13 protein-coding genes are annotated in these 13,858 nt (G+C 70.5%); 11 read left to right on the top strand and 2 right to left on the bottom strand.

Annotated elements, in window-relative coordinates; all coding sequences use genetic code 11:
* Window positions 1-283: 283 nt before the first annotated feature.
* Entirely contained in the window at window positions 284-1,405 is a 1,122-nt protein-coding gene (locus O7627_RS19370; protein WP_278094930.1) for a 5-methyltetrahydropteroyltriglutamate--homocysteine S-methyltransferase, read from the top strand.
* 126 nt (window positions 1,406-1,531) lie between these two features.
* Here the strand turns inward: O7627_RS19370 and O7627_RS19365 are convergent, their stop codons facing one another.
* The gene (locus O7627_RS19365) at window positions 1,532-2,377 is read right to left on the bottom strand and encodes an SDR family NAD(P)-dependent oxidoreductase (protein WP_278094929.1); all 846 of its coding nucleotides are present in this window, start codon (window positions 2,375-2,377) and stop codon (window positions 1,532-1,534) included.
* A 288-nt stretch (window positions 2,378-2,665) separates the two neighbouring features.
* Here O7627_RS19365 and O7627_RS19360 point away from each other — a divergent pair, with 288 nt between their 5' ends.
* The 3 genes from O7627_RS19360 to O7627_RS19350 all read left to right on the top strand — a co-directional run bounded on the left by O7627_RS19360 (window position 2,666) and on the right by O7627_RS19350 (window position 4,216).
* Window positions 2,666-3,232 carry a TetR/AcrR family transcriptional regulator gene (locus O7627_RS19360; protein WP_278094928.1) on the top strand — a complete coding sequence of 189 codons (567 nt, stop codon included), beginning with the start codon at window positions 2,666-2,668 and terminating at the stop codon, window positions 3,230-3,232.
* 592 nt (window positions 3,233-3,824) lie between these two features.
* The gene (locus tag O7627_RS19355; protein ID WP_278094927.1) at window positions 3,825-3,971 is read left to right on the top strand and encodes a hypothetical protein; all 147 of its coding nucleotides are present in this window, start codon (window positions 3,825-3,827) and stop codon (window positions 3,969-3,971) included.
* Window positions 3,972-3,991: 20 nt separating this feature from the next.
* Entirely contained in the window at window positions 3,992-4,216 is a 225-nt protein-coding gene (locus tag O7627_RS19350; protein WP_278094926.1) for a DUF1330 domain-containing protein, read from the top strand.
* 58 nt (window positions 4,217-4,274) lie between these two features.
* Here O7627_RS19350 and glgA read toward each other — a convergent pair whose 3' ends face one another.
* Window positions 4,275-5,495, bottom strand: coding sequence for a glycogen synthase (glgA, locus tag O7627_RS19345; RefSeq protein ID WP_278094925.1), 1,221 nt, complete (start codon window positions 5,493-5,495; stop codon window positions 4,275-4,277).
* Window positions 5,496-5,592: 97 nt separating this feature from the next.
* On the opposite strand from glgA, the gene glgC reads away from it, so the two are divergent.
* The 7 genes from glgC (at window position 5,593) to O7627_RS19310 (ending at window position 13,839) form a co-directional block, all read left to right on the top strand.
* Window positions 5,593-6,828: a glucose-1-phosphate adenylyltransferase gene (gene glgC / locus O7627_RS19340; protein ID WP_278094924.1), complete on the top strand. Its 1,236-nt coding sequence runs from the start codon at window positions 5,593-5,595 to the stop codon at window positions 6,826-6,828.
* A 149-nt stretch (window positions 6,829-6,977) separates the two neighbouring features.
* Window positions 6,978-8,621 (top strand): phosphoglucomutase (alpha-D-glucose-1,6-bisphosphate-dependent), encoded by a 1,644-nt coding sequence (pgm, locus tag O7627_RS19335; protein ID WP_278094923.1) that lies wholly within the window; start codon window positions 6,978-6,980, stop codon window positions 8,619-8,621.
* Window positions 8,622-8,740: 119 nt separating this feature from the next.
* Window positions 8,741-9,733 (top strand): ATP-binding cassette domain-containing protein, encoded by a 993-nt coding sequence (locus O7627_RS19330; protein ID WP_278098336.1) that lies wholly within the window; start codon window positions 8,741-8,743, stop codon window positions 9,731-9,733.
* Window positions 9,734-9,807: 74 nt separating this feature from the next.
* A complete protein-coding gene (locus O7627_RS19325; protein ID WP_278098335.1) occupies window positions 9,808-10,602 on the top strand; it encodes an ABC transporter permease in 795 nt (264 codons plus the stop codon).
* 249 nt (window positions 10,603-10,851) lie between these two features.
* Complete coding sequence (locus O7627_RS19320; RefSeq protein ID WP_278094922.1) at window positions 10,852-11,286, top strand: hypothetical protein; 435 nt, start codon at window positions 10,852-10,854, stop codon at window positions 11,284-11,286.
* Window positions 11,287-11,419: 133 nt separating this feature from the next.
* The gene (locus tag O7627_RS19315) at window positions 11,420-12,445 is read left to right on the top strand and encodes a hypothetical protein (protein ID WP_278094921.1); all 1,026 of its coding nucleotides are present in this window, start codon (window positions 11,420-11,422) and stop codon (window positions 12,443-12,445) included.
* 125 nt (window positions 12,446-12,570) lie between these two features.
* The gene (locus tag O7627_RS19310; RefSeq protein WP_278094920.1) at window positions 12,571-13,839 is read left to right on the top strand and encodes a glycosyltransferase; all 1,269 of its coding nucleotides are present in this window, start codon (window positions 12,571-12,573) and stop codon (window positions 13,837-13,839) included.
* Window positions 13,840-13,858: the final 19 nt, after the last annotated feature.

The raw sequence follows: 13,858 nt of genomic DNA, 5'->3' as shown, positions 1-13,858 counted from the left end.
TCACGACGGAATGTGTACCGGAGGGCCATTGTGAACTTCTTCGATCGGGATTCCACGGCCGGCCGCCGAGCCCGAGCCGGAGCAGCCGCCCCGGCCCGCCTGGATCAAGCCGGCGGATCTGCGTCGGCGCGGCGGTACCCCGGCACGTCGACCCGGCGCCTGTGGCTTGCCGCTGCCTTGCTAGGCCGGAGACATCGCCCTCTACGGCCCGCGGGCACCATCGCCTGATCCGCTTGCAGGCGGTAGCGTGCCGAGCGGGGCAAATTCCACGGAAGGATCAACGATGACGCTGCGCGACACCCCGCCGTTCCGTGCCGACCACGTCGGCAGCCTGCTCCGCCCAGCCCTTCTGCTCAAAGCGCGCGAGCAGATGGCCACCGGCGAGATCAGCGCCGACGAGCTGCGCGCCATCGAGGACGAGGCCATCCGCGACGTGATCCGCATGCAGCGCGACGTGGGTCTGCGCTCGGCCACCGACGGCGAGTTCCGGCGCACCTCATGGCACATGGACTTTATCTACCGTTTAGGGGGGATTCGTCCCACCGATGAGAAGATCCAGGTGCACTTCCGCAACGATCAGGGCGAGCTCGATTTCGAGTCGGCGGCGCTGGCGATCGACGCCCCGGTCCGGCTCACCGAGACGATCTTCGGCGACGACTTCACCTTCCTGGCGAACGAGGTGGATGACGACGTCACCGCCAAGCTGACCATCCCGTCGCCCAGCATGGTCCACTACCGGGGCGGCCGCGCGGCCATCGACCCGAAGGTCTACCCCGACGAGGAGCAGTTCTGGGCCGACCTCAGTGCCGCCTACGCCGAACAGGTCCGCCGCGTCGCCGACCTGGGCTGCCGCTACCTGCAACTCGACGACACCAGCCTCGCCTACCTGAACGACCCCGCCCAGCGGCAGCTGCTCAACGAACGCGGCGACGACGCCGAACACCAGCACCTGCGCTACATCCGCCAGATCAACGCCGCGATCGCCGACCGCCCCGCCGGCCTGGCCGTCACCACCCACATGTGCCGCGGCAACTTCCGCTCCTCATGGGCCGCCGAAGGCGGCTACGACTTCGTCGCCGAAGCCCTGTTCAGCGAGCTGGCCGTCGACGGCTTCTTCCTGGAGTACGACGACGAACGCTCAGGCGGTTTCGCCCCGCTGCGTTTCGTCCCGCCCGGCAAAATGGTCGTCCTCGGCCTGGTCACCACGAAGAAGGGCGCCCTCGAATCCAAGGACACCCTCAAGCGCCGCATCGACGAGGCCGCCAAGTACGTCCCGCTCGACCGAATCTGCCTCTCCCCGCAGTGCGGCTTCTCCTCAACGGTCGAAGGCAACGTGCTCACCTACGACGAAGAGGTCGCCAAACTCCGGCTGATCGCCGAAACCGCAGAGGAAATCTGGGGCTGACCGAGATTAAAGGCGGAGGGACTCGGCTGGGGAGTTTCCAGCAAGGGACCTGGCGTGACCAATTGCGAACCCGAGTGCTTCGTGTCTATCCCGACTCCGTGGCAGGCTGCCTCGAACCTTCTCGGGTCATTGGAGGGTGACCGGCAGCCCGACCAGCTCGGCGCTGTCCCGCCATAGGCGGTCCCGCACGTCGTCGCGGCGGGCCAGTTCGGACGGGGACAGCCAGGTGAGCTGACCTTGCACGAGCCGTGCGTAGTAAGCGTCGGCGGGCGGCACAGTCCGGCCCGAGGCGATGGCGGCCAGCGCGCCGCCGGCTGCCGGGACGCTGTTGAATCGGGGCACCAGCGCCCGGATCGGGGTGCCGAGCAGTCGCCAGATGAGGCGAACTGCGGGCGGGGTGTTGCGCAGGAGGCTCGTACCCGGCGTCGGGCCCGGGTCGAACGCGACGATCCGCAGCTGCGACGCCTCCGGCTGGGCGGCCAGTCCCCGGACGGTGAGGATGTTGCAGAGCTTGGATGAGGCGTAGGCTCGGCCGCCCGCCGCCTTGGCCTGCTCGTCGCGTTGCGGATCCCGTTCCGGGTTGGCCAGCAGCCGGGCGTCGGCGTGCCGGGGCGGGGTGCTGCTCAGCATGGTCCTGGTGGCCGGGTCGTGCGTGCCGCTGGTGGTGATCGCAACAACGGCGCCGTCCGCGAGCTGGGGCAGCAGCAGCCGTAGCAGCAGGTAGTGCGCGAGGTGGTTGACGGCGAAGGTGGTCTCGAAGCCGTCCGCCGTGCGTTCGTCGCCGGAGGTCAGGCTGACACCCGCGTTGAGCACGAGCGCGTCGATCTCCGTCGAACCGAGTCGGTCCCGCACCGCGACGGCGAAGGAACGGACGCTGTCGAGCCGGGCCAGGTCCAGCGGGATCGTCTCGACGCCCGCCGGCCCGGCGCCCCGCGCGCCGAGTATCAGCCTGGTGTCGGTGGACTGCGCCAACTGCCCAAGGGCGTACGCGCCGAGGCCGGACGTCCCCCGGTCATCACAACGGTCTTCACGTCTGCTGCTCCTGCTTTGCGGTCGGACAGGCTCGCGGCGGCGAGGGACACAAGATGAGTCCTGACTCCGTTTCGGATATTATGAGTGACCGCTCACCTTGTCAACGGAGTCGTCTTTCACCGGCAGTATCCTGTCGTCGACCCAGCACGGCCGATGGCGGAAGGAGCGACCGCGGTGAGCCCAGGTGCCCCTGCGGCCGACAGCGGAGACCCGGGCGGTGGCCGACCGTTGCGCGCTGACGCTCGGCGCAACCGGACCCGCATCCTCGACGCCGCCGACGCGGTCTTCGCCGTGAAGGGTCCGACCGCATCGACGGAAGAGATCGCCCAGCGGGCCGAGGTCGCGATCGGTACCGTCTTCCGGCACTTTCCGACCAAGGAAGCTCTGGTCGAGGCGGTGTTCGTCGGCCGGTTGCATGCGCTCGCCGAGCAGGCCCGGTCGCTGGCCGGTGCGGATGACCCCGGTGAGGCGTTCTTCGCCTTCCTCGCCGAGGCGGTACGCCAGTCGACCATCAAGCACACGTTCGCGGATGCCCTGGCGGACGCGGGCGTGGACCTGCATGCCTCCGAGGGCTCCGTGGCCGAGGCCATCCGGGATCTCCGGCAGTCGATCGGTGAACTGCTCGGTCACGCCCAGCAGGCCGCGAGGGTACGCACCGACATCGACGTCCGAACGTTGATCGCGCTGATAGCCGGCGCCGCCCACGCGATCGGGTACGCCAGCCAGGATGCCGCCGTGGAGAGCCACGTACTTTCGGTGACCTTCGACGGCCTCCGTCCACCGCCGTCGCCCTGAGTGCCGGTACGCGTCCGCCGCGGAGGCCATCTCGGATCGCTCGCCTAACCTGATCTTTAACCTGTTCGGCGTGAGCGGGAATTCGTAGGCTTCATTTTCTTCGTGGTTGGTCCCCTGGTCTTTGTCGTGTTCGCGATGAGGACCCTCGTGGCGTGGGGGGTGAGTCTTGCGGGGCGGCCGGGCGACCGTCCCGGTCCTGGTCGGGAGGGTTTCGGTGCGCCGGGCCAGCCCTAGACCGGGTGCACGGATCTGCCGCTGGCCGGTGCAACACGATGTCGCACGTTTTGAGTGGTTTCGTCGATGGGAGGTTCGACGTCCCAGCCGGATGCCTTCCGCCGAAGCCGCTCCAGGAAGGCCGCCTCCCCCTCGTTGCGACCAACCTCGTCTGGGAACCATCGCACCCCAGCTGCCTCACCCACTACTCGATCATGGCGGAGCGGCCCGACCTGTACCTCTGCGCTGAGAGACGTACATCGAACATCCGGTCATGCCGCCAGTGACGGGCTCCGGGTCGCGGACCTTGTGAGAGGTCAAACATGCACGTAGGGTGCAACAAGCGTGAGGCGGTGCCTACCTGTTTGGAGGCGGCAGCATGCCCGGTGGCGACGACCACGACGTTCCTGCCGGATTCCTCGCCGAGGAGCCGGACCGGCCCTTCGTCATGCTCAATCTGCTGCGGTTCGCCGACGGTGGCCGAGAACGGTATCGCCAATACACCAGGGCGTTGGGGAGACCCTGACAAAACGGTACGGCGTCGAAGTGATCTACGCCGGCGACGGCGACACCCCACTGGTGGCCGACGCGGGTCCGGGGTGGGACGCGGTGCTGCTCGTGAGATATCCCGATCGACATGCGTTCCGGCGGATGGTGCGGGACCCGGACTATCAGCGGATCGCCCAGCTGCGGACGGAGGCGTTGAGTGCGACGGTGCTGCAGCCCACCCGTCCGTGGCGGTCGGCCGCATCCGGGTCGCCGCAGTCATGAGCGTTCTGTGGCGGCGGGCCGCCGCCGGGCGCCGGCCTGATCGCCGGGGACGCGACCTCTATCGCAGCACACTGAGATAGAGGGACATGGTCTGGTCGGCGATGGCGTCCCAGGAGAAGTGCTCCACCGCCCGGCGCCGGCCGGCGCGGCCCAGCTCGGCCGTGTGGTCGGGGTCGGCCAGCAGGTCGGTGATGGCGGCGGCCAGGTCGGCCACGAACCGGTCCGGGTCGACCGGGGTGCCGGTGCCGTCGGTGGCCTGCTCGATCGGGACCAGCCGGCCGGTCTCCCCGTCGGCGACCACCTCCGGGATGCCGCCGGTGGCGGTGGCCACCACGGCGGTCTCGCAGGCCATCGCCTCCAGGTTGACGATCCCCATCGGCTCGTAGATCGACGGGCAGACGAAGACGGTGCTGTGCGTCAGGACCTGGATCACCTCGGGCTTGGGCAGCATCTTCTCGATCCAGACCACCCCGTCGCGGCCATCCCGCAGCTCGGCGACGAGCCCCTGCACCTCGGCGGCGATCTCCGGGGTGTCCGGCGCGCCGGCCAGCAGCACGAGCTGCGTGTCCGGCGGCAGCGACCGGGCCGCCCGCAGCAGGTACGGCAGGCCCTTCTGCCGGGTGATCCGCCCGACGTACACCACGCTCGGCCGGGCCGGATCCACCCCGAGCCGGTCCAGCACGTCGGTGCCATGATCGGGTGCGTACTGGTTGGTGTCGATGCCGTTGTGCACCACCCGGACCCGGTCCGGCGACACTGACGGGTACGCGGCCAGCAGGTCGCGGCGCATCCCGGCGGAGACCGCGATCACCGCGTCGGCGGCCTCCAGCGCGGTCCGCTCGCACCACGACGAGAGCGCGTAGCCGCCGCCGAGCTGCTCGGCCTTCCACGGCCGCAGCGGCTCCAGGCTGTGCACGGTCACCACGTGCGGCACGCCGTGCAGCAGCTTGGCGACATGGCCGGCGAGGTTGGCGTACCAGGTGTGGCTGTGCACCAGGTCGGCGCCAGCGCAGCCGGCCGCCATCGCCAGGTCGACGCCCATCGTCCGCAGCGCGGCGTTCGCCCCGGCCAGGTCCGCCGGCTCCGGGTACGCCGTGACCCCCGGCTCGGCGCGCGGCGCGCCGAAGCAGTGCACCCGCAGATCGGCGAGCCGGCGCAGCTCCCGGGCCAGATATTCGACGTGCACCCCGGCGCCGCCGTATACCTCCGGCGGATACTCCCGGGTGAGCAGGTCGACCCGGAGCTGGCCGGTGGCGGCGGGGGATGGGCTGTCGGGCATGCCCGAACCCTAATCGACCCGTGCCGGACCCTGGTCGACCGGCTGCGAGTTGGCCGTACGACTGGTGACCGGGCACGGGTGTGGTTAGCGTCGGGACATGTCTGCCCCCAAGGTCCTCGCGATCGTGCTGGCCGGTGGTGAGGGCAAGCGGCTGATGCCGCTCACCACCGACCGGGCCAAGCCGGCCGTCCCGTTCGGCGGGATGTACCGAATGATCGACTTCGTCCTGTCGAACCTCGCCAACGCCGGCTATCTCAAGATCGTCGTACTGACCCAGTACAAGTCCCACTCGCTGGACCGGCACGTCACCAAGACCTGGCGGATGTCGAACCTGCTCGGCAACTACGTCGCGCCGGTGCCGGCCCAGCAGCGGCGCGGGCCGTGGTGGTTCGCCGGCTCGGCCGACGCCATCTACCAGAGCTTCAACCTGATCAACGACGAGCGACCGGACTACGTCATCGTCTTCGGGGCCGACCACATCTACCGGATGGACCCGGAACAGATGGTGGCCGACCACATCGCCTCCGGTGCCGGGGTGACGGTGGCCGGCATCCGGCAGCCGCTGTCGACCGCGGACCAGTTCGGCGTGATCGAGGTCGGCGAGGACGGGCGGCGGATCAGCGCCTTCCGGGAGAAGCCCACCGACGCGCAGGGGCTGCCGGACGCGCCGGACCAGATCTACGCCTCGATGGGCAACTACGTCTTCACCACCCGGGTGCTGTGCGAGGCCGTCGAACGCGATGCCGAGGACAAGACCAGCAAGCACGACATGGGCGGCAGCATCATCCCGATGCTCGTCGAGCGCGGCGAGGCCAACGTCTACGACTTCCGCGACAACGTGGTGCCCGGCAGCACCGACCGGGACCGCGGCTACTGGCGCGACGTCGGGACGTTGGATTCCTTCTACGACGCGCACATGGACCTGATCGCCATTCACCCGGTCTTCAACCTCTACAACTACGAGTGGCCGATCTACACCGACCACCCGCCGTGGCCGCCGGCCAAGTTCGTGCACGGCTGGCAGGAGCGGGTCGGCCGGGCGGTCGGCTCGATGATCTCGCCGGGGGTGGTGATCTCCGGATCGCTGGTGGAGAACTCCGTGGTGGCGCCCAAGGTGCACGTGCACTCGTGGGCGCACGTCGAGGGTTCGGTGTTGATGGAGGGCGTCGAGATCGGGCGCCGGGCGGTGGTGCGCAACGCGATCCTGGACAAGAACGTCCGGGTGCCGGAGGGCGTCCAGATCGGCGTCGACGTGGAGGCCGACCGCAAGCGCTACACCGTCTCGGACAACGGCATCGTGGTGATCGGCAAGGGGCAACAGGTCATCGAGTGAAACGGCGGCCGAACGGCGGGGGCGAGGAGCGGCAACCCGGGCGCGGGTGCGGTGCGGCGGGTGATAATCGCTGAGCGCCCGCGACGTTCCGCGCACCCGCCATGGTCTGAGTACCCCGCCGTGATCCGAGTACCGAGGAGGTCCACCCGATGGCCCACGCCCGTGCCGGCCAGCCCGCCGAGCCCGCCGACCTGGTCGACGTGGCCCGGCTGGTCACCGCGTACTACGCCGAGCACCCCGATCCGGCCGAGCCGGCCCAGCAGGTCAGCTTCGGCACGTCGGGCCACCGGGGCTCCAGCCTGCAGAACGCCTTCAACGAGGACCACATCCTCGCCATCACCCAGGCCACCTGCGAATACCGGCGCGAACAGGGCATCGACGGGCCGATCTTCCTGGCCCGGGACACCCACGCCCTCTCCGAGCCGGCTACCGTCACCGCGCTGGAGGTGCTGGCGGCCAACTCCGTCACCGTGCTGGTGGACAGCCGGGACGGCTACACCCCGACCCCGGCGCTGTCGCACGCCATCCTCACCCACAACCGGGGCCGGGACGGCGGGCTGGCCGACGGCATCGTGGTCACCCCGTCGCACAACCCGCCGTCGGACGGCGGGTTCAAGTACAACCCGACGCACGGCGGCCCGGCCGACAGCGACGCGACCAGGTGGATCCAGGACCGGGCGAACGCGCTGCTGGCCGACGGCCTCAAGGAAATCAAGCGCATCCCGTACGCGCGGGCGCGGTCGGCCGAGACGACCGGCCGGTACGACTTCCTCGGCGCGTACGTCGACGACCTGCCCTCGGCGGTGGACCTGGCCGCGGTGCGGGCGGCCGGGGTGCGGATCGGCGCCGACCCGCTCGGCGGCGCCAGCGTGGCCTACTGGGGCGAGATCGCCGACCGGCACGGGCTGGACCTCACCGTCGTCAACCCGCTCGTCGACCCGACCTGGCGCTTCATGACCCTGGACACCGACGGCAAGATCCGGATGGACTGCTCGTCGCCGAACGCGATGGCCTCGCTGATCGCCGCGCGGTCGGCGTACCAGATATCCACCGGCAACGACGCGGACGCCGACCGGCACGGGATCGTCACCCCGGACGCCGGCCTGCTGAACCCGAACCACTACCTGGCGGTGGCGATCTCCTACCTGTTCCGCGGCCGGTCGGGCTGGTCGCCGAACGCCGCGATCGGCAAGACCCTGGTCTCCTCGTCGATGATCGACCGGGTCGCCGCCGACATCGGCCGGCCGCTGGTCGAGGTGCCGGTCGGCTTCAAGTGGTTCGTGCCGGGGCTGCTCGACGGGACGGTCGGCTTCGGCGGCGAGGAGAGCGCGGGCGCGTCGTTCCTGCGTACCGACGGCACCACCTGGACCACCGACAAGGACGGCATCCTGCTCTGCCTGCTGGCGGCGGAGATCCTCGCCAGCACCGGGCGCACCCCGAGCGAGCACTACGCGGACCTGGTGGGCCGGTTCGGCGACCCGGCGTACGCCCGGATCGACGCCCCGGCCACCCGCGAAGAGAAGGCGGTCCTCGGCAAGCTCTCGCCGGAGCAGGTGACGGCGACCGAGTTGGCCGGCGAGCCGATCACCGACACGCTGACCGCCGCGCCCGGCAACGGCGCACCGATCGGCGGGCTGAAGGTCTGCACGGAGTCCGGCTGGTTCGCGGCCCGGCCCTCCGGGACCGAGGACGTCTACAAGATCTACGCCGAGTCGTTCCAGGGGCCGGAGCACCTGACCCGGATCCAGCAGGAGGCCCGTGAGCTGGTCTCGGAGGTGCTCCGGACGGCCTGACGACCGTGGGCGGGCCACCGTAAACCGGCTGACTGTCGGAGCCCCCTGATATACCTTCGGCCGGCTTGACCTGCACCGCGATTGAGGTGCCAGGCTGAGCCGGATCATTCCACAGGGGGATATTGGTGACTGCGACATCAGATCTGGCGATCGAGACATCGGGCCTGGTCAAGACGTTCGGCGACAAGCGGGCGGTGGACGGCGTCGACCTCGCCGTGCGGCCCGGCAGCGTCTACGGCTTCCTCGGACCCAACGGGGCCGGCAAGACCACCACCATCCGGATGCTCGCCACCCTGCTGCGCCCCGACGGCGGCAGCGGGCGGGTCTTCGGGCACGACATCGTCCGGGAGGCCGACGCGGTCCGCGCCCGGGTCGGCCTGACCGGCCAGTACGCCTCGGTCGACGACGAGCTGACCGGCCGGGAGAACCTGGTCATGCTGGCCCGGCTGCTCGGCTCCCCCTGGGCGGCGGCCCGGCAGCGTGCCGACGACCTGCTGACCGCGTTCGGGCTGGCCGACGCGGGCGACCGGCTGGTGAAGACCTACTCCGGCGGGATGCGCCGCCGGGCGGACATCGCCGCGAGCATCGTGGTCACGCCGGACCTGCTCTTCCTCGACGAGCCGACCACCGGCCTCGACCCGCGCAGCCGCAACCAGGTGTGGGACATCGTCCGGGCGCTCGTCGACTCGGGCACCACGGTCCTGCTCACCACGCAGTACCTCGACGAGGCCGACCAGCTCGCCGACCGGATCGCCGTGATAGACCACGGCCGGGTGATCGCCGAGGGGACCAGCGGCGAGCTGAAGTCCTCGGTCGGCGCCGGGGCGGTGCACGTGCGGGTCCGCGACGCCGGTCAGCGACCGGCGGCCGAGCTGGTGCTGGCCGAGGCGCTGGGGGTGCCGGTGGCCGTCGGCTCCGACCCGCTGGCGCTCTCTGCCCGGGTCGCCGACCCGGAGCGGGTGGCCAACGCCCTGGTCGAGCTGAACCGGGCCGGCCTGGCGGTCACCGAGTTCTCGCTGGGCCAACCGAGCCTGGACGAGGTGTTCCTGGCGTTGACCGGCCGGCCGGCCGAGGAGAGCACCGACGAGCGCGCCGAGGAGGTGGCAGCGTGACGACGACCCCGACGACGACCTCGACCACGACGAGCCCGGAGCCGGGCAGCGCGGTCACCGGCGCGGAGAATCCGCTGCGGGCGGTGCTGGCCACCCGGACCCGGCCGCCGCGCCCGACCCCGCTGTCGGCGTCGGTGACGTTCGGCTGGCGGGCGATCCGCAAGATCCGGCACGTGCCGGAGCAGCTCTTCGACGTGACCATCTTCCCGCTGATGACCACGTTGATCTTCACCTACCTGCTCGGTGGCGCGTTGGCCGGCTCACCCCGGGAGTACGTGCAGTACCTGCTGCCGGGCGTGCTGCTGCAGACCGTCGTGATGATCTCCATGTACACCGGGGTGGCGCTGAACAACGACATCACCAAGGGCGTCTTCGACCGGTTCCGGACGCTGCCGATCTGGCGCCCGTCGGCGATCGTCGGCGCGCTGCTGGGCGACGGGCTCCGCTACACCCTCGCCTCGACGGTGGTGCTGGCGCTCGGCCTGGCGCTGGGCTTCCGGCCGGGCGGCGGGGCGCTCGGCGTGGTGCTCGGGGTGCTCGTGGTGCTGCTCTTCGCGTTCAGCCTGAGCTGGATCTGGACCATGCTCGGGCTGCTGCTGCGCACCCAGAACTCGGTGATGGGGGTGAGCATGATGGTGCTCTTCCCGCTCACCTTCGGCAGCAACATCTTCGTCGACCCGGCCACCATGCCCGGCTGGCTGGAGGCCGCGGTGCGGGCCAACCCGATCAGCCACGCCACCACCGCGGTCCGCGGCCTGATGGCCGGCGACGCCACCGCCGGACAACTGGGTCTGGTGCTCGCCGTCTCCGCCGGCCTGATCGCGGTGTTCGGACCGATCACCATGTATCTCTACCGCACCAAGCGCTAGCGCGCCGCCCGGCCTTCCGTTCCCGCGCCGGAGCATTCGCTAGATCGTCCCTTACTGCGGTTATTTGCGCATCAGGCCAGCAGTTGTCGTGTAAATGATGACATTGATGCAGGAAACTGTGAATTATGGCGTACAGCTATTGCCGTCCCTCTATTCCGCGCGTGCATTTTCGCTCCGGTCGGCCTAGCATTGAGATCGCGATCGGTGACAAGCCGTTAGCGCATTTTCCCCACCACCTCTGGAGTAGGCATGCCCAAAGTCCGTCCCTCCCGCTTCGTCCGCCTGCTGGCCGCGGTCGCCGTCGGCGTGACCGCAGTTGCCGCGCTCCCCGCGGTAAGCGCCCAGGCGGCCACGGCCTCGTTCAACGAATCGGTCCGAGGCGGCTACAACGACACCCAGCCGCTCGGCAACGCCACCGGTACCGTGACGAGGACGGGAAGCGCCTCGGCGAGCTACTCGGTGACGCTCTGCGGGCAGAACACCTATCCGAGCTCCCGCGTTGTCATTCAGGGCGGCACCGCCTCTGTCAACCACATCGTCTACTACCAGGACTGCGAGACGTTCAGCGGCACCTTCGCCTCGAGTTCCGCATTCGCCTTCGTGACTATCACCGTGTCCGGTTCAACCTTCTACCCCGGCAACCAGTACACGACATACACGAAGACCGCCACGAGGTACATCTGATCCGCCACCGTCTGACGACGGTCGCCGGTCCGGCAGAAGCAAGCTGACCGCCGTCCGGCGTAGACCTAGGTCGACCCGGGCCGTCGACCTCCGCACCTAGAGGCGGAGGTGGCGGCCCGACGACGATGTGCCGATGACCCCCTCCGAACCCGTCCGGCCACGCCGCCGGCTCGCCCCGGCGATCGGCCTGCTGATCCTCGCGCCGTGGGTGGGCGAATACCTGCTGGGCAACGTGCCGGCCGGCCAGCTCCTCGCGCTGCCGTTCCTGATTCCGCTCTACGGCGGCGGGGCGCTGCTCATCCGGGAGGTCACCCGCCGCGCCGGTCGCGGCTGGCCGACGATTCTCCTGCTCGGGGTGGCCTACGGCCTGATCGAGGCCGGACTGGTGGACCAGTCGCTGTTCAACCCCTCCTTCGAGGGCCACGAGTTCCAGCGCGTCACCCCGGTCCCCGCGATCGGCATCAGCGGGTACCACACGCTCTCCTTCCTGGTCGGGCATGCGGTCTGGAGCATCGGCATCCCGATCGCGATCGTCGAACTGCTCACCCCGGCGGGCCGGACCACACCCTGGCTGGGCCGACGCGGCCTGGTCGCGACCGCGCTGCTGTACCTGCTCGGCTGCGCCATCATCTTCCAGGCGCTGTCCGCGTCGGAGGGCTTCCTCGCCGCACCCGGACAACTCGCCGGAGCGGCCACGGCGGCCCTGCTGCTGATCGTGGCGGCCGTGGTCGGCGCGCGACCCGGACCGCCTCGACCGGGTCCGACCCGCCGGTGGGGCAGGGTCCCACCGGTCTGGCTGCTCGGTGCGGCCACCTTCGTGGCGTCGAGCGCGTTCATCGCGCGACCGGAGAACTGGTGGGGTGGTGTCATCGTGCCCGCCGTCCTGCTCCTCGGCGGCGCCGTCCTGGTGATCCACTGGTCCCGTTCGGCGGACTGGCGGGTCGGCCACCAGTTCGCGCTGGTGGCTGGCGCGTTGCCCAGCTATGCGTGGGCCGGCTTCGTGCTGACCGCGCTGATCAGGCCCGCGGACCAGGTGGCCTGGATCGGCAATGTCGTGTTCGCGGTGCTCGCCGGACTGCTGCTGGTGGTGACCGGGCGGCGGGTGCTGGGCCGCGCCGCTGACGGGCCGCGGGTGACCGGAGGCGCGCCGGCTCGTTGAGACATCGGGTGTGGATGCCCGATGTCGACCGCGGGTGACCGCGCGGCGAGCGGCGAGCGTGAAGGTTGGTGGTTTCGGTGCCCAGGCAGGACCTGGTACCTCGGCTGGTGCGCGGGATACCTCGGATGCTGGGCAGGATCGCCCGGCGCGAGCGGACCCGCCCGGCCGGACCCCCCCGGGTGCTCGTCGTCTACCCGTACCTTCCGCACTACCGCTACGGGGTGTTCGAGGAGCTCCGCGGATGCGGACCGGTCCGGTACGAGTTCGCGGCCGACGTGGACGCCCACAACTCCGGCATTCCGATCATCCCCGCCGACCAGATGACCCCCTTCCACCGGCTCCGCAACACCTGGCTGCGGGGGGCCCTCTGGCAGGCCGGGCTGGTCCGACTCCTGCTCACCGGCCGGTACGACGCGGTCATCTTCCAGGGCTGCGCCGCGTTCCTCTCCTCCTGGGTCGGGGCGCTGGTCTGCCGGCTGCGGCGGACTAGGGTTCTCTACTGGACGATCGGGTGGCACCGCCCGGACCAGGGCTGGCGGCGGCTGACCCGGCTGGCGTTCTACCGGCTCGCGCACGGCCTGCTGCTCTACGGCCAGGTCGGCCGGCGGATCGGCCGGGCCATGGGGTACCCCGACCACCGGATGACGGTGATCGGCAACAGCCTGCGGTCGTCCGTCGAGGAAAGTACCGACGAGGGCCCGGCCGGCGAGGGGAGCGCGGCCGGCGAGGGGAGCGCGGCCGCCGCTCTGGCGGAACTCGCCGCGCTGCTGCCTGCGCCGGGGGCCGACGCCGTCGCGGCGGTGATCCGGCAGAACGCGTACAAGCGTCTCGATCTGCTGCTCCAGGCGGCCGCCCGGTTGGCCGAGCGGGGCCGCCCGATCACCGTGATCCTGGCCGGCGGCGGCCCGGAGCACGACAACCTGCGGCGGCTGGCGAACGAACTCGGCGTCGACCTGCGGCTACTCGGCCCGGTCTACGGCGAACGCCGACTCCGGCTCATCTACGAGCGGGCGAGGCTGACCGTGGTACCGAAGTTCGCCGGCCTGACCGCGGTGCAGAGCCTCTCGTACGGCCGGCCCGTCGTCACCAGCGACAACGAGTACGAGCAGATGCCGGAATCGGAGTGCATCCGCGCCGGGGTGACCGGCGGCCACTACCGGGACGGCTCCGTCGACAGCCTCGCGGACGTCATCGCCGACTGGCTGGACCGGATGCGCGACGGCGAACAGGTGATCGCCGATGCCTGCCGGGAGGAGCTGCGTGAGCGCTGGTCGCCGCAGCGCCACGCGGCGGCGATCGACGCCGCGGTCCGGCGGCACCTCGACCCGGCGGACCGGCAGCCCGGTCAGCGCGACCGGACCGAGGCGCCGGCCGGTCAGGTTCTCACGGGCTGACTGCGGCGGAAACGGCCGG

Origin of the sequence: Solwaraspora sp. WMMD1047, from assembly GCF_029626155.1 — a bacterium.
Classification (GTDB): domain Bacteria; phylum Actinomycetota; class Actinomycetes; order Mycobacteriales; family Micromonosporaceae; genus WMMD1047.
Note: the sequence above shows the minus strand (reverse complement) of the source record. Positions and strands in the feature narration are given on the sequence as shown.